The sequence below is a fragment of the Aeromicrobium massiliense JC14 genome, from assembly GCF_000312105.1.
GTDB classification, from domain to species: domain Bacteria; phylum Actinomycetota; class Actinomycetes; order Propionibacteriales; family Nocardioidaceae; genus Aeromicrobium; species Aeromicrobium massiliense.
Genome location: NZ_HE978638.1, coordinates 393662 through 415963, shown reverse-complemented (window position 1 = coordinate 415963; position 22302 = coordinate 393662). Strand labels below are relative to the sequence as shown.

24 protein-coding genes are annotated in these 22302 nt (G+C 73.4%); 16 read left to right on the top strand and 8 right to left on the bottom strand.

Annotated features, from left to right (window positions below; genetic code table 11):
- Positions 1-13 precede the first annotated feature (13 nt).
- The 4 genes from HGAM_RS14815 to HGAM_RS14800 are packed head-to-tail and all read left to right on the top strand — an operon-like array spanning position 14 to position 3094.
- Positions 14-820, top strand: coding sequence for an ATP-binding cassette domain-containing protein (locus HGAM_RS14815; RefSeq protein ID WP_049798397.1), 807 nt, complete (start codon positions 14-16; stop codon positions 818-820).
- The gene (locus tag HGAM_RS14810; RefSeq protein WP_019146279.1) at positions 817-1491 is read left to right on the top strand and encodes an ABC transporter permease; all 675 of its coding nucleotides are present in this window, start codon (positions 817-819) and stop codon (positions 1489-1491) included. The genes HGAM_RS14815 and HGAM_RS14810 overlap by 4 nt, the downstream gene beginning before the upstream one ends.
- A complete protein-coding gene (locus HGAM_RS14805) occupies positions 1488-2174 on the top strand; it encodes an ABC transporter permease (RefSeq protein ID WP_038951866.1) in 687 nt (228 codons plus the stop codon). Before HGAM_RS14810 ends, HGAM_RS14805 begins: the two co-directional genes overlap by 4 nt.
- A 14-nt stretch (positions 2175-2188) precedes the next feature.
- Complete coding sequence (locus tag HGAM_RS14800) at positions 2189-3094, top strand: ABC transporter substrate-binding protein (protein WP_019146277.1); 906 nt, start codon at positions 2189-2191, stop codon at positions 3092-3094.
- A gap of 67 nt (positions 3095-3161) precedes the next feature.
- Here the strand turns inward: HGAM_RS14800 and HGAM_RS14795 are convergent, their stop codons facing one another.
- A complete protein-coding gene (locus HGAM_RS14795) occupies positions 3162-4541 on the bottom strand; it encodes a dihydrolipoyl dehydrogenase family protein (protein ID WP_019146276.1) in 1380 nt (459 codons plus the stop codon).
- A gap of 89 nt (positions 4542-4630) precedes the next feature.
- Positions 4631-5479: a helix-turn-helix transcriptional regulator gene (locus HGAM_RS14790; protein WP_019146275.1), complete on the bottom strand. Its 849-nt coding sequence runs from the start codon at positions 5477-5479 to the stop codon at positions 4631-4633.
- 100 nt (positions 5480-5579) lie between these two features.
- Between HGAM_RS14790 and HGAM_RS14785 the strand changes: the two genes are divergently transcribed.
- Positions 5580-6338: an SDR family oxidoreductase gene (locus HGAM_RS14785; protein ID WP_019146274.1), complete on the top strand. Its 759-nt coding sequence runs from the start codon at positions 5580-5582 to the stop codon at positions 6336-6338.
- Positions 6339-6347: 9 nt separating this feature from the next.
- Here HGAM_RS14785 and HGAM_RS14780 read toward each other — a convergent pair whose 3' ends face one another.
- Complete coding sequence (locus tag HGAM_RS14780; RefSeq protein ID WP_019146273.1) at positions 6348-6848, bottom strand: DUF3253 domain-containing protein; 501 nt, start codon at positions 6846-6848, stop codon at positions 6348-6350.
- Positions 6849-7001: 153 nt separating this feature from the next.
- On the opposite strand from HGAM_RS14780, the gene HGAM_RS14775 reads away from it, so the two are divergent.
- The 3 genes from HGAM_RS14775 (at position 7002) to HGAM_RS14765 (ending at position 9316) form a co-directional block, all read left to right on the top strand.
- A complete protein-coding gene (locus tag HGAM_RS14775) occupies positions 7002-8279 on the top strand; it encodes a Glu/Leu/Phe/Val family dehydrogenase (RefSeq protein ID WP_019146272.1) in 1278 nt (425 codons plus the stop codon).
- A gap of 122 nt (positions 8280-8401) precedes the next feature.
- The gene (locus tag HGAM_RS14770; RefSeq protein ID WP_019146271.1) at positions 8402-8785 is read left to right on the top strand and encodes a VOC family protein; all 384 of its coding nucleotides are present in this window, start codon (positions 8402-8404) and stop codon (positions 8783-8785) included.
- A 69-nt stretch (positions 8786-8854) separates the two neighbouring features.
- A complete protein-coding gene (locus HGAM_RS14765) occupies positions 8855-9316 on the top strand; it encodes a VOC family protein (RefSeq protein ID WP_019146270.1) in 462 nt (153 codons plus the stop codon).
- A gap of 6 nt (positions 9317-9322) precedes the next feature.
- On the opposite strand, the gene HGAM_RS14760 is transcribed toward HGAM_RS14765, so the two are convergent.
- Both HGAM_RS14760 and HGAM_RS14755 read right to left on the bottom strand, forming a co-directional pair.
- Positions 9323-9664: a DUF1801 domain-containing protein gene (locus HGAM_RS14760; RefSeq protein ID WP_019146269.1), complete on the bottom strand. Its 342-nt coding sequence runs from the start codon at positions 9662-9664 to the stop codon at positions 9323-9325.
- Between the two features lie 56 nt (positions 9665-9720).
- A complete protein-coding gene (locus tag HGAM_RS14755) occupies positions 9721-10125 on the bottom strand; it encodes a RidA family protein (RefSeq protein WP_019146268.1) in 405 nt (134 codons plus the stop codon).
- Positions 10126-10208: 83 nt separating this feature from the next.
- Between HGAM_RS14755 and HGAM_RS14750 the strand changes: the two genes are divergently transcribed.
- The gene (locus HGAM_RS14750) at positions 10209-10685 is read left to right on the top strand and encodes a MarR family winged helix-turn-helix transcriptional regulator (protein ID WP_019146267.1); all 477 of its coding nucleotides are present in this window, start codon (positions 10209-10211) and stop codon (positions 10683-10685) included.
- Between the two features lie 103 nt (positions 10686-10788).
- Entirely contained in the window at positions 10789-11559 is a 771-nt protein-coding gene (locus tag HGAM_RS14745) for a glycoside hydrolase family 16 protein (protein WP_019146266.1), read from the top strand.
- A 1-nt stretch (position 11560) separates the two neighbouring features.
- On the opposite strand, the gene HGAM_RS14740 is transcribed toward HGAM_RS14745, so the two are convergent.
- Positions 11561-11902 (bottom strand): DUF3140 domain-containing protein, encoded by a 342-nt coding sequence (locus HGAM_RS14740; protein WP_019146265.1) that lies wholly within the window; start codon positions 11900-11902, stop codon positions 11561-11563.
- A 3-nt stretch (positions 11903-11905) separates the two neighbouring features.
- Entirely contained in the window at positions 11906-12121 is a 216-nt protein-coding gene (locus HGAM_RS14735; RefSeq protein WP_019146264.1) for a hypervirulence associated TUDOR domain-containing protein, read from the bottom strand.
- Positions 12122-12290: 169 nt separating this feature from the next.
- On the opposite strand from HGAM_RS14735, the gene HGAM_RS14730 reads away from it, so the two are divergent.
- Entirely contained in the window at positions 12291-13142 is an 852-nt protein-coding gene (locus tag HGAM_RS14730) for a 3-hydroxyacyl-CoA dehydrogenase (RefSeq protein ID WP_019146263.1), read from the top strand.
- Between the two features lie 6 nt (positions 13143-13148).
- On the opposite strand, the gene HGAM_RS14725 is transcribed toward HGAM_RS14730, so the two are convergent.
- Positions 13149-14669, bottom strand: coding sequence for a GDSL-type esterase/lipase family protein (locus tag HGAM_RS14725; RefSeq protein ID WP_147543772.1), 1521 nt, complete (start codon positions 14667-14669; stop codon positions 13149-13151).
- Positions 14670-14894: 225 nt separating this feature from the next.
- Here HGAM_RS14725 and HGAM_RS14720 point away from each other — a divergent pair, with 225 nt between their 5' ends.
- From HGAM_RS14720 to HGAM_RS14700, 5 genes are all read left to right on the top strand, one after another.
- On the top strand, positions 14895-15539 hold the full coding sequence (locus HGAM_RS14720) for a hypothetical protein (RefSeq protein WP_019146261.1): 645 nt from the start codon (positions 14895-14897) through the stop codon (positions 15537-15539).
- Positions 15540-15601: 62 nt separating this feature from the next.
- Complete coding sequence (locus HGAM_RS14715; protein ID WP_019146260.1) at positions 15602-16990, top strand: 3' terminal RNA ribose 2'-O-methyltransferase Hen1; 1389 nt, start codon at positions 15602-15604, stop codon at positions 16988-16990.
- On the top strand, positions 16987-19479 hold the full coding sequence (locus tag HGAM_RS14710) for a polynucleotide kinase-phosphatase (RefSeq protein WP_019146259.1): 2493 nt from the start codon (positions 16987-16989) through the stop codon (positions 19477-19479). The genes HGAM_RS14715 and HGAM_RS14710 overlap by 4 nt, the downstream gene beginning before the upstream one ends.
- A gap of 35 nt (positions 19480-19514) precedes the next feature.
- A complete protein-coding gene (locus HGAM_RS14705) occupies positions 19515-20066 on the top strand; it encodes a hypothetical protein (RefSeq protein WP_019146258.1) in 552 nt (183 codons plus the stop codon).
- A gap of 100 nt (positions 20067-20166) precedes the next feature.
- Positions 20167-22302: a methyl-accepting chemotaxis protein gene (locus HGAM_RS14700; protein ID WP_019146257.1), complete on the top strand. Its 2136-nt coding sequence runs from the start codon at positions 20167-20169 to the stop codon at positions 22300-22302.

The window sequence follows — 22302 nt, the reverse complement described above, 5'->3', positions numbered from 1 at the left end:
GACCTGCGTGGGCATCGAGTTCCGGGACGTCGGCAAGACCTATCCCGGCGGCACCGTGGCCGTCGCGGGGTTCTCGCACGTCGTGCCGTCGCACACCACCGTGGCGTTGGTCGGGTCGTCCGGGTCGGGCAAGACGACCCTCCTGCGCATGGTCAACCGGATGGTCGACCCCACGAGCGGCGCCGTGCTGATCGACGACCAGGACGTCCGCGAGCTCGACAAGGTCGCCCTGCGCCGGCGCATCGGCTACGTGCCGCAGGCCGGCGGCCTGCTCCCCCACCGCACCGTGGTCGACAACGTGGCGACCGTGCCGGTGCTCGGCGGCACCCCGCGCCGCGCGGCGCGTGCCGCGGCCGCCGACCTGCTGGCCCTCGTCGGGCTCGACCCGTCCCTGGGCCGCCGCTACCCCGCCCAGCTCTCCGGCGGCCAGCAGCAGCGTGTCGCGGTCGCCCGGGCCCTGGCCGCCGACCCCAACATCCTGCTCATGGACGAGCCCTTCGGAGCCGTCGACCCCATCGTCCGCCGCGAGTTGCAGGACGAGATGCTGCGCCTGCAGGCCGAGCTCGGCAAGACCGTCGTGATCGTGACCCACGACGTCGACGAGGCCTTCCGGCTCGCCGACGAGGTGGTCGTGCTGCGGGCCGGCGGCGTCGTCGCGCAGTCCGGCACCCCGAAGAACATCCTGGCCGCACCGGCCGACGCGTTCGTGCGCGAGTTCGTCGGTGCCGATCGCCCCGACCGCACCCTCAGCACGTCCGAGATCGACGGGCGCCGTGTCGTGGTCGACGCGAACGGGCGTCCGCTCGGGATCCTGCAGTGACCTGGCTGCAGAACAACGCCGCCTGGGTCGTCGAGCTCGCCTGGCGGCACCTGCTGCTGGCCCTGCCCGCGATCGCGGCGAGCGTCGTCCTGGCCGTCGCCCTGGGCCGTGTCGCCCACCGGCGTCCGCGCCTGCGCCAGCCCGTCCTCGCCCTCGCGAGCGTCGTGTACGCCGTGCCGGCCCTGCCGCTGCTCATCGTCGTCCCGCTCGTGCTGAGCATCCCGCTGCGCTCGCCGCTCACGCTCGTCGTCGCGCTGACCCTGTACGGCACCGCGCTGCTGGTCGGCACGGCCACGGACGCCTTCGACTCCGTCGACGGGCAGGTCCGCGACGCGGCCACGGCCACCGGGCACGGCCGGTCGGCGCTGTTCTGGCGCGTCGACCTGCCGCTGTCCGTGCCGGTGCTCATCTCGGGCGTGCGCGTCATCACGGTGAGCACGGTCAGCCTGGTCACCATCGGCGCGCTCGTCGGCATCTCCAGCCTCGGCACCCTGCTGACCGACGGCTTCCAGCGCGGCATCACCAGCGAGGTGGCGATCGGTGTGGGCGTCACGATGGCCTTGGCCCTCGCGCTGGACGCCCTGGTCGTCGTCCTCGGCCGGGTGCTCACCCCGTGGCAGCCACGGCGCCGGTCCGTGCGCGCTCCCGCACCGCCGGAGCTCGTCCGGTGAGCACCTTCCTGGACGCGCTGGCCTGGATCCTCGACCCCAGCAGCTGGGGCGGCTCGCAGGGCATCGCCGTGCGCGTCGCCCAGCACCTGGCCATCACCGTCGCCGCCGTCCTGCTGGCCGCGGTGCCCGCGGTGCCGCTCGGCGTGCTCATCGGTCACACCCGCCGCGGCCGCGGCGTCGTCGTGGCGCTGGCCGGGGCGGTCCGGGCCGTCCCGACCCTCGGCCTGCTGACCCTCCTCGCCCTGCTGCTCGGCGTCGGGGTCTGGGCCCCGCTCCTGGCGCTCGTGGCCCTGGCCGTCCCGTCGCTGCTCGCCGGCGCCTACGCCGGCGTCGAGTCGGCCGACCCCGAGGCCGTGGACGCCGCACGGGCGATGGGCATGAGCGAGCGGCAGATCGTCCGGCACGTCGAGCTGCCGCTCGGCGCCGGCGTGCTCGTCGGCGGCTTCCGCGCCGCGACCCTGCAGGTCGTGGCCACCGCCACCTTGGCGGCGTACACCTCCGACACCGGCCTGGGCCGGTACCTGTTCTCCGGACTCAAGTCCCGCGACTACACGCTGATGCTGGGCGGCGCCATCCTCGTGGCGCTGCTCGCACTCGTCCTCGACCGTCTGCTGGCCGTCGCGCAGGGCCGCGCGACCGGACTCGCCCGACGCACCGCCGCCGACTCCCGGCTCGGTGCCTGACCGAAGGAAGCCCCATGTCCCGCTCCCGTCTGACCGCCGGCCTCGTCGCCGGCACCGCCGCCGCGCTCGTGCTCTCCGCGTGCGGCGGCTCCGACCCGCTGTCGAGCGGCGGTGGCGACGGCGACACCATCGTCGTCGGCTCGCAGGACTACTACTCCAACGAGATCGTCGCCGAGATCTACGCCCAGGCGCTCGAGGCCGAGGGGCACGACGTCGACCGCCAGCTCCGCATCGGCCAGCGCGAGGCCTACGTGCCCGAGCTCGAGTCCGGCGACATCGACCTGTTCCCCGAGTACACCGGTCCCCTGCTCCAGTACTGGGAGCCGAAGACGAAGGCCCGGCTCACCGACGAGGTCTACACCGCGCTCGAGGACGCCACGCCCGACGGCCTGCGCGTCCTGGACCAGGCCGACGCGACCGACCAGGACTCCTACGTCGTGACCCGCCAGTTCGCCGAGAAGTGGGACCTGAGGACGATCGCCGACCTGGCGAAGGTCACCGAGCCGCTCACCCTCGGCGCCAACTCCGAGGCCGAGAACCGGCCCAACGGACCGAAGGGACTCCAGGACGCCTACGGCGTGAAGGCGGACTTCGCCCCGATCGAGGACGGCGGCGGACCGCTCACCGTCAAGGCGCTCAAGGACGACGACGTCCAGCTGGCGATCATCTACACGGCCGACCCGTCGATCAAGAAGAACGACCTGGTCAGCCTCGAGGATCCCGAGGGCCTGTTCCTGGCCTCCCACGTCGTCCCGGTGGCCAGCGACGACGTCGACGACGACGCCGCCGCGGTCATCGACGAGGTCAGCGCGGCGATGACCACGGACGCGCTGGTGGACCTGAACCAGCGCAGCGTCGACGAGAAGCTGCCGGCGGAGAAGATCGCGGCCGACTGGCTCGCCGCCCAGGGCCTCGACTGACCGACCGCCCCGGACGACGACGGGCGCCCCGAGCCTCGGCTCGGAGCGCCCGTCGTGCCTCGGTCGGCTACGCCTCGAGGTCGGCCAGCGCCGACTCGATCGTCCGGTGGAAGGTGGGGTAGGCGTAGATCATCGTGCTCAGCGTCGACACGGGCACCGCGGCGTGCACGGCGAGGGTGATCATCGACAGGATCTCGCCGCCGGCCGGGCCCACGACGCTGCCGCCGACCAGCACGCCACGGTCGGCGTCCTCGACGAGCTTGACCAGCCCGACCGCACCGGGACCGTGCGTGAACCCGCGCGAGGACGCGCCGAGGTCGGCCGTGCCGACACGCACGGCGAGGCCCGCGGCCCGCGCTGCCGACTCGGTCAGGCCCACACCGGCCACCTCGGGGTCGGTGAAGGTCGTGTGCGGCACGGCCTCGTAGCGAGCGGGCGCGCCGTCCTCACCGAGCACGTCGCGCAGGGCGATGGCCGACTGGTACATCGACACGTGCGTGTAGGCGCCGTGGCCGGTGACGTCCCCGAGCACCCAGAGCCCGTCCTGGGCACGGAGCCGCTCGTCGACGGCGAGGTCGTCCGCGGATAGGCCGACGGACTCCAGGCCGGTGCCGTCCAGGTTCGACCGGCGGCCGGCCGCGACGAGCAGCTGGTCGCCCTCGAGCCGGCGACCGTCCTGCAGCGTCACGGTGAAGACGCCCTCGGCGTGCTCGACCGCGGACGCCTCGGCACCGGTGAGCACCTCCACGCCCTCGCCCTCGAGCACGTCGCGCAGCAGCCTGGACGCCTCGGGCTCGTCGCCGGGCAGGAGCCGCTCGCCGCGCTGCACGAGCGTCACGCGGACGCCGAACCGGACGAAGACCTGGGCCAGCTCGCACCCGATCGGGCCGCCGCCGAGCACCACGAGCGAGCCGGGCAGCTCGGTCGCGCGGACCGCGTCGCGGTTCGTCCAGTACGGCGTGCCCTCAAGCCCCGGCACCGGCGGCGCGGCCGGCCGGGTGCCCGGGTTGAGCACCACGCCACGGCTGGCCTCGAAGGTCAGCGGGCCGGAACCACCGGCCGGGTCGACGACGACCCGGCGCGCGCCGTCGAGCCGCGCGGCGCCGTGCAGCACGGTCGCGCCGGCCGCCTCGAGACGCTCCACCGCGGCGCGGTCGTCCCAGTCGGCCGTGGCGTCCTGCGACACGCGCCGCGCGACCGGGGTCCAGGACGGGACGACGGTGACGTCCCCGGCGAGCGTGCCGGCGCGGTCGGCCTCGGCGAGGGCGTCCGCCGCGCGGAGCATCATCTTGGTCGGGATGCAGCCGTAGTACGGGCACTCGCCGCCGACCAGGTGCTTGTCGACCGCGACGACCCGCAGCCCCGCCTTCGCCGCCCCCGTGGCCAGCGCCTCGCCGCCGGGGCCCAGGCCCACGACCACCAGGTCGACCTGCTGACGATCATCCATGCTGTCGCTCCTCGCGCTCGGGACGGCCCGGAGGCCCACCCGGTCATTGTGGCCCTCGCCCGCACACCGCGGCCCGGCGGTCGGACGCGTCAGCGGGCGTCGGAGAATTGCTGGGTGCCGAGCACCGAGACGAGGCGCAGCTTCTCCTCGTCCTCGGTGCGCGGGGCCGCCGTCAGGACGAGCAGCGCCTGGGTCTGGTCCTCGGTGAGCAGCACCTGGCAGTCGAGCTCGATCGGTCCCACCTCGGGGTGGATCAGCACCTTGTGGTCGGCGAAGCGGCGGGCCACCTCGTGCCGGTCCCACAGGTCGGCGAACTCGGGGCTGATCCGCTGCAGCTCGCGGACGAGCTCACCCACCCGCGAGTCCGCGCCCATCGAGCCGTACGCCGCCCGCAGCGAGGCGACCTGCGCCCGGCTCTGCCGCGGACGGTCGTCCTCGGGGTAGCGCTGCCGCTCGGTCTCGGGGCGGGCGAACCAGCGGTAGACCTCGCTGCGCTCCAGGCCGGTGTACCCGGACGCGTCGCCGAGCAGCGCCCGCGCCGGGCCGTTCTGGACGAGCACCTCCCCCAGCGGGTTCAGGATCAGCGCCGGCGTGTCGGAGAGCCGGTCCAGGACGCGCAGCAAGGCGGGCGCGACGTACTCGGTCGGCGCCTCGCGCGCCGGGGCGTCGTGGCCGGCGACGCGGTACAGGTAGTCGCGCTCGTCCGGGGTGAGGCGCAGCGCGCGGGCGATCGACGCCAGGATCTGCGTGCTCGGCTGCGGACCGCGCTGCTGCTCCAGCCGCGTGTAGTAGTCGGTGGACATGAGCGCCAGGCTCGCGACCTCCTCGCGCCGCAGTCCGGACGTGCGTCGGCGTGCCCCGTCCGGCAGACCGACGTCGCGCGGCCGCAGCTCGCTCCGGCGGCGCACGAGGAACTCGGCGAGGGCAGGACGGTCCATGCGCCGATCATGCCCGAGCCGCGCCCGCGCAGGCAGGGACCGCCGGTCCCCCGATGAGCCGACCCTGGCCCGGCCGGCGCCGGGTGCGAAGACTCGAGGCATGAGAATCCACGGCAGCACCATCTTCATCCCCGGCGCGACCAGCGGCATCGGCCTCGCGCTCGCCGTCGCCCTGCAGCAGAAGGGCGCCACGGTCGTCGTCGGCGGCCGGCGCACCGGCCGGCTCGAGCAGATCGCCGCCGAGCACGGCCTGGGCACGGTCGCGATCGACACCACCGACCCGGCCAGCATCGCCGCCGCGGCCGAGCAGGTCACGGCCGAGCACCCCGACCTGGACGTGCTCGTCACGATGGCCGGCATCATGCGCACCGAGGACTGGACGACGTCCGGCTTCGCCGAGAGCGCCACCGAGACCGTCACCACCAACCTGCTCGGCCCGATCCGGCTGGTCGACGCGTTCATCGACCACCTGCGCACCCGGCCGCACGCGACGATCATGACCGTCTCGTCCGGACTCGCGTTCGCGCCGCTCAAGGTGACGCCCACCTACAACGCGACCAAGGCGGCCATCCACATGCTCAGCGAGAGCATCCGGCTGCAGCTGAGCGGGACCGGCGTGGAGGTGCTCGAGCTCGAGCCGCCATCGGTCGCGACCGACCTCATGCCCGGCCAGAAGGAGAGCCCGTTCGCGATGCCCCTGGACGCCTTCGTGAGCGAGGTCGTCGAGCTGGTCGAGTCCCATCCGGACGCGACCGAGATCCAGGTCGAGAACGTGAAGTTCCTGCGCTACGGCGAGGCGCGCGGCGACTACGACCAGGTCGTCGCGACGCTGAACCGGCTCGACCCGCACGGGAGCTGAGCGCGCCGGTCAGGCGTCGACGTCCTCGGGGCGGGCGAGCCGCACCGGACCCTTCACGCCCGCCTCGAGGTCGACCGGGACGCCCTTCTGGGTGACCACGAGCTCGCCGCGCCGGGCCAGGTCGGCGGCCACGGCCCGCACCTGGTCCATGCGGCCGCGCCAGCCGTCGCCGCCCACGACCCGCGCGGCGTCGCTGGGGCAGATCGTGCGGCCGTCCCGCTTGCGCAGCAGGGCGCGGATCGTCGCCTCCGTCCGGGTCGCGACGTCGTCGTCGCTCGGCTCGTCCCACCACCGGGGGCCACGTTCGCCGAGCGCCACCTTGGCGTCCTGGACCCGGTCGCGGGCGTCAGGCTCCTTCGCCCGGACGGCGCGGCGGGCGGCCATCAGCTCGTCGACCAGCTCCTGGCGCAGCGCGTCGGGGATGCTCGGGTCGCTCGCCCGCCAGCGGCGTCCGTCGACCACGACGTAGCGACCGTCGTCGCTGCGTTCGACGTCCTTCGCGTCCGGCACGGAGACCTCCTGGCTCGGGTCCGGCCACGCTAGCCCGGCCGGTCCCGCGGGGCACGGCGACACATGCCCCTCAGGCATGGATGTCAGCCCGAACAAGTATTGGACAGCATGGACGCCGCCTTCCAGACTGACTGGCGAGGACGAGGAGGACCCATGACCACGACCGCGGACGGATCCCGCCAGGCCAGCCAGCACAACCCGCTCGACGACGCACGCTCCCAGCTCGCGGAGGCGGCGCAGATCCTCGGCTTCGAGCCGGGTCTCATCGACATGCTCGCCGTGCCGCGGCGCGAGGTCACGGTCAGCATCCCGCTGCGCCGCGACGACGGGACGATCGAGGTGCTCACCGGCCACCGCGTGCAGCACAACCTGTCGCGCGGCCCGGCGAAGGGCGGCCTGCGGTTCAGCCCCGACGTCGACCTGGACGAGGTGCGCGCCCTCGCCATGTGGATGACCTGGAAGTGCGCCCTGCTGGACGTCCCGTACGGCGGCGCCAAGGGCGGCATCACGATCGACCCGCGGCTCTACTCGCGCGCCGAGCTGGAGCGGGTGACGCGACGCTACACCTCCGAGATCATGCCGCTCATCGGCCCGGCCAAGGACATCCCCGCCCCGGACATCGGCACCGACGAGGAGGTCATGGCCTGGATGATGGACACCTTCTCGGTGGCCGCCGGGCACACCGTCCTCGGCGTCGTGACCGGCAAGCCGGCCAGCCTGGGCGGCTCGGCCGGCCGGCCGAGCGCGACGTCCCGCGGCGTCGTGCACGTCTCCCTCGCGGCCCTGCGCCACGTCGGCCTCGACCCGGCGGCCTGCACCGCTGCGGTGCAGGGCTTCGGCAAGGTCGGCCGCGGTGCCGCCCGCTTCCTGGCCGAGGCCGGGGTCCGCGTGCTGGCGGTCAGCGACCAGTACGGCGGCGTCGCCCACGAGGACGGCCTGGACGTCGCTGCCCTCGAGGCGCACGTCGACGAGACCGGCTCGGTCGTCGGCTTCGCCGGCGGCCACCCGGTCGACGGGGAGGACATCCTCACCGCGGACGTCGACCTGCTCGTGCCGGCCGCCGTCGAGGGCGTCCTCCACGCCGGGAACGCGGGGCTCGTGCGCGCCCGCGTCGTCGTCGAGGGCGCCAACGGCCCGACGACCCAGGAGGCCGACGCGGTGCTGGCCGAGCGCGGCGTCACCGTGGTGCCGGACATCCTGGCCAACGCCGGCGGCGTCGTCGTGTCGTACTTCGAGTGGGTGCAGGCCAACCAGGCCTACTGGTGGAGCCAGGAGGAGGTCGAGGAACGGCTCGCCCAGCGCATGACGTCGGCCTGGACGGACGTCATGAACGAGGCGGCCGAGCGCGGCGTCACGCTGCGGACGGCGGCCACGTGCCTGGCCGTGCGCCGCGTCGCCGAGGCGCACCGTCTGCGCGGTCTGTACCCGTGAGCACCCGGCCCCACTGACGACGTGGCGGACGGACGGCGGACCCCGCCGACCGTCCGCCACGGTCGTTGACGGCAGCGAGGCGCCGGTCGTTCACTGGAGGCACGCCACCAGGGAGGTCCGCCATGACCGGACGAGTCGTCCACTTCGAGATCCCGTTCGACGACGGCGACCGCGCCCGCGCCTTCTACACCGAGGTCTTCGACTGGCACGTCGAGCACATGCCCGGCATGGGCTACACGCTCGTGCGGACCGGGCCGACGGAGCAGGCGTCCGGACCCACCGAGCCGGGGTTCATCAACGGCGGCATGTTCGAGCGCACCGACGACTTCCCGGGCAAGGGACCGAACATCGTCGTGGACGTGGCCGACATCGACGCGACGCTGCGCCGGATCGAGGCGGCGGGCGGCCGGGCCGTGGGTGAGCGCACCCCGGTCGGCGACATGGGCTTCGCTGCGTACTTCACCGACCCCGAGGGGAACCTGATCGGGCTGTGGGAGAACGCCTAGCCGCGTCCCGCCGCGTCCTGTCGGTGGTGGGGCGCAGCATGGAGGCGTCCACCGACCCGGGAGGTCCACATGAGCCGTCAGGTGCAGGTCACGTTCGACGCGCACGACCCGCGCGCCCTGTCCACGTTCTGGCGCGACGTGCTCGGGTACGTCCATCCCGGCCCGCCGGGCGTCACCGTGCCCGAGGGCACCGACCCGCTCGACGCCTGGGACGACTTCCTGGCCTCGCTCGGGGTCCCGCCCGCGCTGCGCAACACGCGCTCGGCGATCGAGGACCCGGAAGGGACCGGGCCGCGCGTGTTCTTCCAGCAGGTGCCGGAGGCGAAGTCGGGCAAGAACCGCGTCCACCTCGACGTCCGTGCCGCGCCGGGCCTGCAGGGCGAGACCCGCATGGCCGCGCTCGAGGCCGAGGCCGACCGGCTGGTCGGGCTGGGCGCGTCGCGGCTGCGCCGGTTCGAGCCCGAGCCGCCGATGTCCGCGGGGCACCTGGTCATGGCCGACCCCGAGGGCAACGAGTTCTGCCTCGACTGACGCGGCTCAGGCGCGGTTGAGGTCGATCGCCTCACGCACCAGGGCCACGAACGCCTGCTCGTCCAGCTCGTCGTCCTGACGCAGGTCGATCGCCCGGCGGGTACCGGCGTCCAGGCTCGCGTTGAACAACCCGGCCGGGTCGGGCAGCGACGCGCCGCGGGCCATGGTGACCTTCACCTTGTCCTGGTACGTCTCGACGGTGCACAGCAGGCCGTCGCACGAGAAGGCCGGCACGCCGTCGGGGTTGGACGGCTTGCGCCACTTCACGTCCTCCACCACGTCCGGGTCGGCCGACCGCACCAGGCCCCGCAGGCGGTCGACGAGCCCGGTCCTCCAGTCCTCGCTCATGGGCCGACCGTACCGCCGACATGGCCCGTTCGGCGGCGGCACGGCCGGAAGCCGGCTCACTCGAGGACGGCGGTGACCTTGAGCTCGACGAGGTGCTCCGGGACGTCCAGCGTGGCGACGCCGATCATCGTGCCCGGCGGCACGAAGCGCTTGCCCAGGCGGGCGAAGGCGCGCTCCATCCCGTCGACCAGCTCCGGCATCCGCTCGGGACGCCAGTCCACGACGAAGACGGTCAGGTCGACCACGTCGTCCCACGAGCCACCCACGCCCTCGAGGGCCGCGGCAACGTTGACGTACGCCTGCTCGACCTGGTCGGCCAGGTCGAGGCTGGCCGTGGCGCCGTCAGCGTCCCAGCCCACCTGTCCGGCGACGTGGACGAGTCGCGACCCGGTGGCCACGGACACCTGGCGGTAGAGCGGCACCTGAGGCAGGCGGGGTGGATCGATCATCTCGATGGTCATGTGCGTGTCCTTCCGATTGAGTTCACGCTTGAACTTATATGACTTCAACTGTGAACTCAATTCGCCGCAGCTAGCATGCACGCATGACCGCCGACTCCCCCGCCGAGGAGCCCGCCGCCTGGCTCGACGCCGACGAGAAGGCGGCCTGGACCGGCCTCATCTCAATCGCGCTGCTGATGCCCGGCCGGCTGGAGGCGCCGCTGCGCCGGTTCGGGCTGACGCTGTTCGACTACATGTCGCTCAGCGCGATCTCCGAGGCCCCCGACCGGCGCCTGCGCATGAGCGAGCTCGCCTACATCACCAACGGCTCCCTTCCCCGGCTCTCGAACGTGCTGAAGCGGTTCGAGCAGAAGGGCTGGGCCGAGCGCCACCCCGACCCGGACGACGGCCGCTACACCGTCGCGGCACTGACCGACGCCGGCTACGAGATGGTGGTGCGCGCCGCACCGACGCACGTGCGCGCCGTGCGCGACTTCGTCCTGGACCCCCTGCCGGCCGAGGACCGTGCCGCACTCGCCCGCATCGCCGAGCGCCTGCGGATCAGACCTGGCGACCACTGAGCCGGGGCGGCCGGCCCCCACTCCCTGGGGATGCGCTCCCCGACCCGCATCGCGGTACCGTGCCGGCGACGAGCGCCCGTCCCGTCCCGAGGAGGCCACCGCCGTGGAGCTGCACCGACCGGACCCGTCACGACTCGTCCTGGACGAGGACTTCGACGGCGACCAGCTCGACGAGCGCGTGTGGCTGCCGCACTACCTGCCCGCCTGGTCGTCGCTCGCCCAGACCCGGGCGACCTACGCGGTCGCCGACTCGCACCTCGACCTGAGCGTCGCCCCCGACCAGCAGCCCTGGTGCGGCGACGACCACACGCCGCTGCTGCGCGTGTCGGGCGTCCAGAGCGGCAACCTGTCCGGGCCGGTCGGCAGCACCCAGGGGCAGCAGCCGTACCGCGACGGCCTGCTCGTGCGCGAGCAGCAGCGGACGTTCGTCGGGCATGCGTTCGCCGGCGGCCACCTGGAAGTGCGGGCGCGCATGGAGCTGGACGCCGACAGCATGGCCGCGTTCTGGCTCGTGGGCCTCGAGGACCAGCCGGAGCGCAGCGCGGAGATCTGCGTCGCCGAGGTCTTCGGCCGCACCGTGTCATCGGCCGGCGCGGACGTCGGCGCGGGCGTGCACGCCTTCCGCGACCCGGCCGTCACCGAGGACTTCGCCGCCGTGCCGGTGGCGATCGACGTGCGCGAGCCGCACGACTACGCCGTCGACTGGACGCGCGACCGCGCGGTCTTCGCGGTCGACGGGCAGGTCGTGCGCGAGACGTCCGCTCCCCCGGCGTACCCGATGCAGGCGATGATCGCCGTGTTCGACTTCGCCGTCGACCGCACCGACGGGTTCGCGCCCCGCCTGCGGGTCGACCACGTCCGCGCCTACGTCTGAGTCAGCGCTTCTCGGGGTCGTGGCCCCAGTTCATGAGCGACCACCGCCAGTCGGTGTCGGTGACGTCGCCGTCCGGCCGCTGCGCCAGGTGCCGATGGACGTAGCCCACGACCTTGCGCATGTGGGCGGCGTCGTCGGCGGTCAGCTCGGTCTTGTTCTTCTGCAGGATGCTGACGATGCGCCGACCCGACCGATGGCCGGTCGACTCACCGCCCGACCCCTTGTCGCCGACCGACCGGGACTCGTCGGTCTGCAGGAAGTCCTCGAGCTGCGTCGCGGTCATGTTCACCGCGTCCTGCCAGTCGTCCCAGACCTCGTCCACGGCCTCGTCCGTCTGCGCCACCGGTCAGCCCTTCTTCCGCGTCAGGGCGTCGGGCTTGTGCACGGCCTCCCCGCCGCTCTTCTCGCTGCGCACGAGGTACTGCGGCTCGTCCTGGCTGGCCCGGACCGTGCGTCCGCCGGCCTCGGTGTCGGACGTGATCTTGCGGACGACCTCACCCTCGGCCTCGCCGCCGTGGCTCTTCCACGTCACGTGGTCGCCCTTCTGGAACTCCTGCGTCATGGCTCCTCCTGGTCGGTGCTCGCGCGAGCAGTACCCCGGAGCAGGCCGCCTGACTCATGCACCGGGGCCCGGTGTCTCGTGCCTCACGTTCCGGAACACGCGACGATGGTCGCGCGCTGCACCTAGTAGCCGCCGTCCTGGCGACGAACCGCTTCAGGAAGGACACCTCATGCAGAACCTCACCGTGCTCGGCACCGGCGTGCTCGGGTCGCAGATCATCCTCCAGGCCGCCTACCACGGCAAGGACGTCGTGGCCTACGACGTCAGCGACGACGCCCTGGCCAAGCTGCCCGAGCGCTGGGAGTTCCTTCGCGCCCGCTACCTGGCCGACCTGCCCGGCGCGAGCGACGAGAAGGTCGACGCCGCGATCGGCCGCATCCGCGCCACCAGCGACCTGGCCGACGCCCTGCGTGACGCCGACCTGGTGATCGAGGCCGTGCCGGAGGTGCTCGAGATCAAGCGCCAGACGTGGGCCAAGGTCGCCGAGGTCGCGCCGGAGAAGACGATCTTCGCCACCAACTCCTCCACGCTGCTGCCCAGCGACATCGCCGAGTCGACCGGCCGTCCGGGCCGCTTCCTGGCGCTGCACTTCGCCAACGAGATCTGGCGCAACAACACCGGCGAGGTCATGGGCCACCCCGGCACCGACGCGGACGCCTTCGAGGCCGTCGCGACGTTCGCCGACGAGATCGGCATGCTCGCCATCCGCGTGCTCAAGGAGCAGCCCGGCTACGTGCTGAACTCGCTGCTCGTGCCGCTGCTGAGCGCTGCCGCCGACCTGTGGGTCCGTGGCGTGGCCGACATCGAGACGATCGACCTCACCTGGCGCAAGGGCACCGGTGCGCCGGTCGGACCGTTCCAGATCTTCGACGTCGTCGGCATGGAGACGCCGTACAACCTCAACGTCAACAGCGACGACCCGGTCAAGCGCGAGTTCGCCGAGACGATCAAGCGCGAGTACATCGACCAGGGCCGCATGGGCATCGCCACCGGCAAGGGCTTCTACGACTACACCGCCTGATCTCGATCAGCGCAGACGCACGGATCGAGAGTCCACTCGTCGGTGCGCCCGCCCGTGCGTGCCGCGACGGTTCAGCGCCTCCGTGACGACCGTGACCCGTGCCCCCCGTCCAACGCCGGACCGCGCGAGGTCCAGGTGCAGCCTGAACACGAACGGGACCCGCGACGTCCGTCTCGTCACGACGCGGCCTGAGCGTCCACGCACGGTGATCCGGACGCGGGTGGCTGCCAGGCTCGCGTCCGGATCGACGGCCCAGCCGGTCAGGCGCAACGAGCGTCTGCTCGTCACGACGGACGTGACCCCACCGCGGGGTGTGCCGGAGTCGCGCGGCATGCGGATGTAGACGCTGGGCAGCGCACCAGCGGTGTACACGGTCCGGTAGCACCTCGTCGGGGATGCCGCCTCGGTGACCGAGACCGTCGTCGCGCCGTCCGCCACGGATCGGACCACGGCGACGTGCTCGCGCGGGCGGCCCATCACTGCGGCACTGCCGGGCCACCATGCCACGTCGCCTGCTCTCGGGGCGTTGACCGGCCGTCCGCCGGCCCGTCGGGCCGCTCGCCACCACGACTCGGACGTCTGCGGCGGCGCCATCGGCGTCGCTGAGACCGCGGAGAGTCGGGCGGACACGAGACCCGCGGCACCAGAGCGTCCCCAGCCGCCCCGGCTCGTCGCGCGCCGCTCCGCCGTCGAGCACGTGGTCGACCGCGACGCGGCCCGCGCCGGCGAGGGCGCCGGAACGGGCTGGTCCTGCACCGCGGCCGCGAGGGACTCGTCCAATGAGCTGCCGCGTGCCACCACGTCGGCCAGCCGTCTCCCACCCGCCTCGTCGGGGTGGGTGACGTCCAGCTGCTGCGTCCAGTGCGACGGCGGGACCGCGACGTACGTGAACCGAGCGGCACGCGCGGCGGTCTCCACCTGCTCCACCACCTCGGCCCGACCTGCCGGGACCGCGGAGCCCCAGGGGACCAGGACGAAGACCTGCGTGCGCGGAACGCCGATGTCGTCCACGACGTCCACCAGCTCCGCGTAGAACCGCGCGACCGCCCGGTGCCGCTCCTGGGCGGTCGCCCGCCGAGTCCCTTCCGCCGTGCAGCGGTAGATGTCGTTCCTGCCGCCCGCGAGCACGATGATGCGAGGCCGCGCCCGGCGCACCGCCTCGAGTCGCTCGATGAACGTCGGACCGGCGCACCGTCCGTAGGAGCCGTCGACCCGGCGGTCGCTGCGGCGCAGGTAGCCGGTCCCGCCCAGGGCGAGGTCGAGGACGTCGTGCTGCTGCACGCCTGCGGGATGGACCAGGTGCGACCACCACACGAGCGGACGGTCCGCGGGGGAGCCGTCGTACCCGTCGCCGTACCGCCCACGGGGTCCGACGGACGAGATCGAGTCGCCGATGACGGCGACGACAGGTCGCCGTTCCGAAGGTTCGGAGACCGACGCCCCACGCGCACCGGAAGGCGCGGCGAGGACGCCCGCGCCGGCGGTGACGAGGGCGAGGACGAGGACTGCGACCGTTCGGGGTGACATGCTGGCTCCGGCTTCCGCGAGGGCGACGCGCGGGGGGCAGGGCGGATCGACCGCAGCACCTCGTGCGTCCAAGGACGTCCGAAGCGGGCTCCGTTCAGCGCCGGCGCGTGAGCGGAAGGCCCGGCTTCGGGTAGAGCACACCGGAAACCGCTTTCACCGCCCTTACACGGCGATCCCGGGCATCTGGGAGGACCGCGCGGCCGGCCGTCCCTAACCTCGTCGTCCATGCGTACCCACCTGCTCGCGCTCGGCGCCGCTCTGCTCCTCGCCGCCTCGGCGTGCTCGACCCAGGACGAGGCGGAAAGCACGTCGCCCAAGACGCCCACGGCGACCCACCTGGCCGGGAGCGAGCTCCGGTCGAGCCTGCTCACCCTGGACGACATGGTGGAGCCGGGATTCATCCAGACCGACGCGGACGAGGACCGGGCCCGCACCTACTTCTGCGACTACGAGCCGCCCGCGACCCCGACCGACACGTACATGACCGAGTTCGAGAAGACCGACAAGACGTCGTTCTCGCTCGTGCGATCGGTGGCCGACGAGTTCGAGTCCGCCGATGACGCCAAGGCCCAGATCGCCGCCGCGGCCAAGACCCTCGAGACGTGCGACTCGGCGACCGTCGCGGGCGCGAAGCAGACGTACTCCGTCGTCTCCGCACCCGACCTCGGCGACCGCGCCCTCGCGGTGAAGATCGAGACGACGGTCAACGACGTCCCGGTCGTCATGCACCAGGTCTTCGTCCAGTCGGCCAACGCCATCCTCCAGACCTCCACCGCCGTCGGCGGCACCGAGACCGGTGACGCCGACGCGGTCGCCGCGCTGGCCACCGCTCAGGCCGAGAAGCTCGCCACGGCCGGCGACCAGGGGTAGGCACGGGTGACGGCCGCGGGAAGCCGGCCACGCCGGCGGCGGCCGGCTGACAGACTGTGCCGGTGCTGCTGACCATCACCGCCGACCGCTCCGACGTGCTGGAGGACGCCTCCGACCTGGGCTTCCTGCTGCACAAGCACCCCGACCGCGTCCAGGGCTTCGACGTCGTGGGCGGCACCGCGACCGTGCTGTACCCGCAGGTGTCCCCCGAGCGCACCACCGTCGCAGTCGTGCTCGAGGTCGACCCGATCGGGCTCGTGCGCGGCAAGCGGCGTCAGCACGAGGGCTTCTCGCTCGCCCAGTACGTCAACGACCGGCCGTACGCGGCGACGTCGCTGCTGTCGGTCGCGATGGGCAAGGTCTTCCGCACTGCTCTCGGCGGACGCTGCGACGCGCGGCCGCACCTCGTCGACGCCGCCCTCGACCTGACCGTCGAGCTCCCCGCCGTGCCCGGCGCCGACCTCGTCGAGCGGCTGTTCGCGCCGCTCGGCTGGACGGTCGACGCCACGCCCGTCGCCCTCGATCCCGAGGTGCCCGCCTGGGGCGACTCCCCCTACGCGACCGTGCGCTTGACCGGGCGTCACCGGCTGCGCGACGCGCTCAACCACCTCTACACGCTGGTCCCCGTCCTGGACGGCGGCAAGCACTACTGGGTCGGGCCCGACGAGGTCGACAAGCTGGTGCGCTCGGGCGAGGGGTGGCTCGGCTCCCATCCGGAGCGCGAGCTCATCACCCGCCGGTACCTCGCGCACCAGCGCGACATGGTCGACGCCGCGCGCACCCGGCTGACCGAGCTCGACGACCGGCCCGACCTCGAGCCGTCCGAGGAGCCGGCCGAGCGTCCGCTGGTCGCCGTGCGCCACGACGCGGTGATGGCGCAGGTCGAGCGGCTCCGCCCAGCCACCGTGCTCGACCTCGGCTGCGGGCAGGGCGCCCTGCTGCGCCGGCTGCTCGAGCTGCAGGGCGTCCAGCGCGTCGTGGGCACCGAGGTCAGCGACGTCGCGCTCTCCGTCGCGGCCAAGCGGCTGCACGTCGACCGGATGACCGAGCGGCAGGCGTCGCGCCTGGACCTGTGGCTGTCGTCGCTGCAGTACCAGGACGAGCGCCTGCGTGGCTTCGACCTGGCGGTGCTCATGGAGGTGATCGAGCACGTCGACCCCGAGCGGCTCCCGGCGGTGACCGCGAACGTGTTCTCGGCCATGCGCCCGGCCGCGGTGGTCGTCACGACGCCGAACGCCGAGCACAACGTGCTCTACCCGAACCTCGAGCCGGGCGGCATGCGCCACCCCGACCACCGGTTCGAGTGGACGCGCGCCGAGCTCGCGGCCTGGGCCTCCGACGTCGCCGCGACCTACGGCTACACGGTCGAGCTGCTGCCGGTCGGCGACGAGCACCCGCAGCACGGCGCCCCCACCCAGATGGCCGTGTTCCGCGAGGAGGTGGCCGCATGACCACGCTGCAGATCCCCGAGGTCTCCCTGGTCGTGCTGGTCGGCACCAGCGGCGCGGGCAAGTCGACGTTCGCGGCCCGGCACTTCCGGCCGACCGAGGTCGTGTCGTCGGACTGGTGCCGCGGCCTGGTCTCCGACGACGAGAACGACCAGGGCGCGACCAAGGACGCCTTCGAGGTGCTGCACTTCATCGTTGGCAAGCGGCTCGAGCGCGGACGCCTGACGGTGGTGGACGCGACCAACGTCCAGCCCGCGGCCCGGCGCGAGCTCGTCGCGCTGGCCAAGGCGCACGACGTGCTGCCGACCGCCGTGGTCCTGGACGTCGCGCCGGGCGTGGCGGTCGAGCGCAACGAGCACCGGCCCGACCGCGACTTCGGTGCGTCGGTCGTCCGCCGCCAGCACGACCAGCTGCGCCGCTCGCTCAAGAGCCTGCGGCGCGAGGGCTTCCGCCACGTCCACGTGCTGTCCTCCCTCGAGGAGATCGAGGCTGTCAGGTTCGAGCGCACGCGGCTGCGCAACGACCTGCGCGACGTCACCGGGCCGTTCGACGTCGTCGGCGACGTGCACGGCTGCCGGGCCGAGCTCGAGCAGCTGCTCGGCGACCTCGGTTACGCGCTCGACCGCGACGAGCAGGGACGTCCGGTGGACGCGCACCACCCCGACGGACGCACCGCGGTGTTCGTCGGCGACCTGGTCGACCGCGGCCCGGACTCCCCCGGCGTCCTGCGCCTCGTGATGGGCATGGTCGAGGCGGGGCACGCGCTGTGCGTCTCGGGCAACCACGAGGCGAAGCTCGCGAACGCGCTGGCCGGCCGCAAGGTGACGGCCAGCCACGGCCTGCAGGAGACGCTCGACCAGCTCGCCGCCGAGAGCGACGAGTTCCGTGAGCGCGTCGCCCGGTTCGTCGACGGGCTCATCGCCCACTACGTGCTGGACGACGGCCGGCTCGTCGTCGCCCACGCCGGGCTCAAGGAGGCCTACCACGGGCGCGCGTCCGGCCGGGTCCGCGCGTTCGCCCTCTACGGCGACACCAGCGGCGAGACCGACGAGTTCGGCCTGCCCGTCCGCTACCCGTGGGCCGACGACTACCGCGGCCGGGCGACGGTGCTCTACGGCCACACGCCCGTGCCCGAGCCGGTGTGGGTCAACAACACCATGTGCCTGGACACCGGCTGCGTCTTCGGCGGCTCGCTGTCGGCGCTGAGCTACCCCGAGCGCGAGGTCGTGCAGGTGCCCGCCGAGCGCGAGCACTACGCGCCCGTCCGGCCCGTCGAGACGCCGCGCGACCCCGAGGCCCTGCGGCTCACCGACGTCCTCGGCCCGCGCATCGTCGAGACCGCCCACATGGGACGCGTCTCGCTGCGCGAGGAGAACGCCGCGGGCGCGCTGGAGGTCATGAGCCGGTTCGCCGTGGCGCCCGCCCGCCTGGCCTACCTGCCGCCGACGATGTCGCCGGTGGACACCTCGGCGTTGCCCGACCACCTGGAGCACCCGGCCGAGGCGTTCGCCCACTACGGACGCTCGGGGATCGACACGGTCGTGTGCGAGGAGAAGCACATGGGCTCGCGTGCCGTGCTGCACGTGACACGCGACGGCGGCGGGGTCGTGCACACCCGCACGGGACGGTCCTTCTTCCCGGCCGCGCTGGAGTCCGCCCTGCTGGGCGAGGTCGCGACGACCGTCGAGGCCGTCGGGCTGTGGGACGAGCTCGGCACCGACTGGCTCGTGCTCGACGCCGAGATCCTGCCGTGGTCGCTGAAGGCCGGCGCCCTGGTGCGCGACCAGTACGCCGCGGTCGGTGCGGCGGCCCGGGCCGCGCTCCCGACGGCCGCAGCGGTCCTGGAGCAGGCGACCGGACGCGGCGTCGACGTGGCCGGGCTGCTCGAGCGCACCCGTCGCCGCGAGACCGAGGTGGACGCGTACGCCGCCGCCTACCGCCGCTACGTCTGGGAGACCGACGGCCTCGACGGCGTGAGGATCGCCCCGTTCCAGCTGCTCGCGTCGTCCGGGGCCACGTACGAGACGCGCGACCACCTGTGGCACCTCGCTCTCGCCGACCGGCTCGTGCAGCAGTCGCCGGAGCGGTTCACCCCGACGCGCCGCCTCGTCGTCGACGTCCACGACGCGGCGTCCGTCGAGGCCGGAGTCCGCTGGTGGGAGGAGCTGACCGGCGCCGGCGGCGAGGGCATGGTCGTCAAGCCGCTGGCCAACCTCGTGCGGGGGCCGAAGGGACTCGTGCAGCCCGGCATCAAGGTCCGCGGTCGCGAGTACCTGCGCATCATCTACGGCCCGGAGTACACCGCGCCGGAGAACCTCGCTCGCCTGCGCGACCGCAACCTCGGGCACAAGCGCTCCATGGCGCTGCGCGAGTACGCGTTGGGGCTCGAGGGGCTGCGCCGTCTCGCCGGGGGCGAGCCGACGTGGCGCGTCCACGAGTGCGCGTTCGCGGTGCTGGCGATGGAGTCCGAGCCGGTGGACCCGCGGCTGTGACGGCGCCGGTGAGCCCGGGCCGGCGCGGTGCAACCGTGGGTCCGTGGGTGCCCGAGTACCGGGTCGACTGGCGGGACGGCCGACTGAGCGTCCGGCCGGTCGACCGTGAGCTCGACGGCGTCCTGGTCCCGGTCCCGGTCAGCCGCGCGCTGGGCCCGCACCGCCAGGACGTCCAGCTCTGGCTGGAGCTGCTCGACGCCGCCTACGACGAGGACGAGGGCTGGGAGTCGCTGGACGCCCAGCTGCGCTGGAACGCCGAGGGCGAGCGGCTCGAGCGCGAGATCGACGCCTGGCTGCGGCCGGACGCCGTCGTCGTGCTCCCCCGTGACCCCTCCGTCGTCCACCTGCGGCTGATGGCCGAGTACGGTTCCGCCCTCTGGGACGACGGCGACGACGCCGACCTCAGTGCCCTCCCCCTGACCGACGAGCTGGTGCGCGACCTCGACGCCTGGAACACCACCTGGGAGATGAGCGCCCGGTTCGAGGACCAGCCGCTTCCCAGGGTCTGGGAGCACGAAGCCCACCGCCTGCGCGACGAGCTGCACCGCCAGCTCGGGCCCGGCTACGAGGTCCGGCTCCACCTCTGACCGTTTTGGCACGCGGTTCGTGACCGGACTCACGCCCCGCGGCCGGAAAACGCCTGCGCGGGCACTCAAAACGACACGTGTCGCGCCGATGAGGGGCGCCGTGCGCACCCTCCCCTCCACGTCCCGCTGGCAGCTCCGCCACCGCCTCGTCGCCCTCGGCGCCGGCAGCGTCGTCCTGACCGCCGCGATCCTCGTCGCCGTCGGCGCCTGGCAGACCACCCGCTTCACCGAGGACGCAGGCAGCCGCGTCGACGCCCTCACGGCGTCCGACCTCGAGCACGTCACCGCCGGCGTCGACCGGCTCGTGTCCGCGGTCGGCCAGTCCGTCCAGGACGCGCAGAGCGCCAGCATGGACGTCGTCGCGTCGAGCGTCGCCGAGGACGGCGGCCTGGCGCTCGACGGGGCGCCGGTGACCTGGCGAGCCGTGAACCAGGTCGACGAGACCACGTCGCGGGTGCAGCTCCCGGGCGCCTCCATCGGCGGGCGGGTGCTCGGGCAGAACCGCGACGCCCGGCGCTCCACCCCCGTCGTCGACGAGCTGAAGAAGCTCGTCGGTGGCGACATCACCGTCTTCCAGCGCATGAACGACGCCGGCGACCTGCTGCGGGTCGCCACCACCGTCAGGACGAAGGAGGGTGCCCGGGCGATCGGCACCTACATCCCGGCCCGGAACGCCGACGGCACCGACAACGCGGTCGCCGCCGCGATCCGCGCCGGCGAGCCGTACCGCGGCGTCGCGCAGGTCGTCGGCACGTGGAACGTCACCGCCTACGACCCGTTGAAGGACTCGCGCGGCCGGGTCGTCGGCGCGATCTTCGTCGGCGTGCCCCAGGCCGAGGCGATCAGCGCCCTCAGCGAGGCGCTCGAGACCACCACCGTCGGCGAGCACGGCTCGGTCTCGATCGTCAGCACCGGCGCCGCCGACCGCGGACGCGTCGTCGCCTCCACCGACGCCGACCAGGTCGGCCAGGAGCTCGACGCCGAGGACGCCGACGGCCGGCCGTGGCTCGAGCAGACCCTCGAGCGCGCCACCGCGCTCGAGCCCGGCGAGCAGGCCGACGCCACGTACCGCCTGCCCGGCATGGGCGCGGACGCCGCCGACAGCACCGTGCTCACCGCGTTCTACGAGCCGTACCAGTGGGCCGTCGTCGTCAAGGCCTACGGACCGGACTTCGACGCCGCCAAGCAGGCCCTCGCGGACGGGCGCCGCGGCATGCTGACGTCGTTCGCCGTCGTGGCCGTGCTGCTGGCGCTCGGCGGCGCCGCCGTCGCGTGGCTGGTCGCGACGCGGATGTCCCGGCGCATCGGACGCCTCACCAGCGCCATGAGCGCCCTCGCCCACCGCGACCTCACGGTGTCGGTGCCCGAGGACGGCGACGACGAGATCGGCACGATGAGCCGCGAGCTCAACACCGCCGTGGGCCAGCTGCACGAGCTGCTGACCGACATCACCGAGGAGGCCGGCCGGGTCGACTCGGCCACGCGCCGGCTCGGCAGCGTCCGCGACGACCTGACCGGGTCGGCCGACGCGGCGGCGCGGCTGTCGGGCGAGGCCGCCGGCTCGGCCGGCGAGGTGTCGCGCAACGTCGCGACGCTCAGCGTCGGCTCCGAGGAGATGACCGCCTCCATCGCCGAGATCTCCGGCTCCGCGCAGGAGGCGGCGGGCGTGGCCCGCGAGAGCGTCGGCCTGGCCGCCGAGGTCGAGGGCGTCATGCGCACGCTGAGCGACTCGTCCAGCCAGATCTCCGAGGTCGTGGACGTCATCGCGTCCATCGCCGAGCAGACGAACCTGCTCGCGCTCAACGCCACGATCGAGGCGGCCCGGGCCGGAGCGGCGGGCAAGGGCTTCGCGGTCGTCGCCGGCGAGGTCAAGGAGCTCGCCGGGCAGACCGCGCGAGCCACCAGCGAGGTCGGCGACCGCGTCGCCGCCATCCGCCAGGACACGTCCAGCGCCGTCGCGGCGATCGCCGCGATCACCGAGACGATCGGCCGCGTGGACGACTACCAGTCGACCATCGCCGCGGCCGTCGAGGAGCAGACCGCCACGACGAACGAGATGGCACAGAACGTCTCGTCCGCCGCGACCGGCAGCGAGCGCATCTTCGACAGCCTGCACGAGGTTGAGGCCACCATGACGCGGACGCGCGAGGCCGTCGAGGAGTCCTCGCAGGCGACCGAGGAGCTCGACCGGACGGTCTCCCGCCTGGCCGAGCTCATCGGCGCGTTCAAGGTCTGA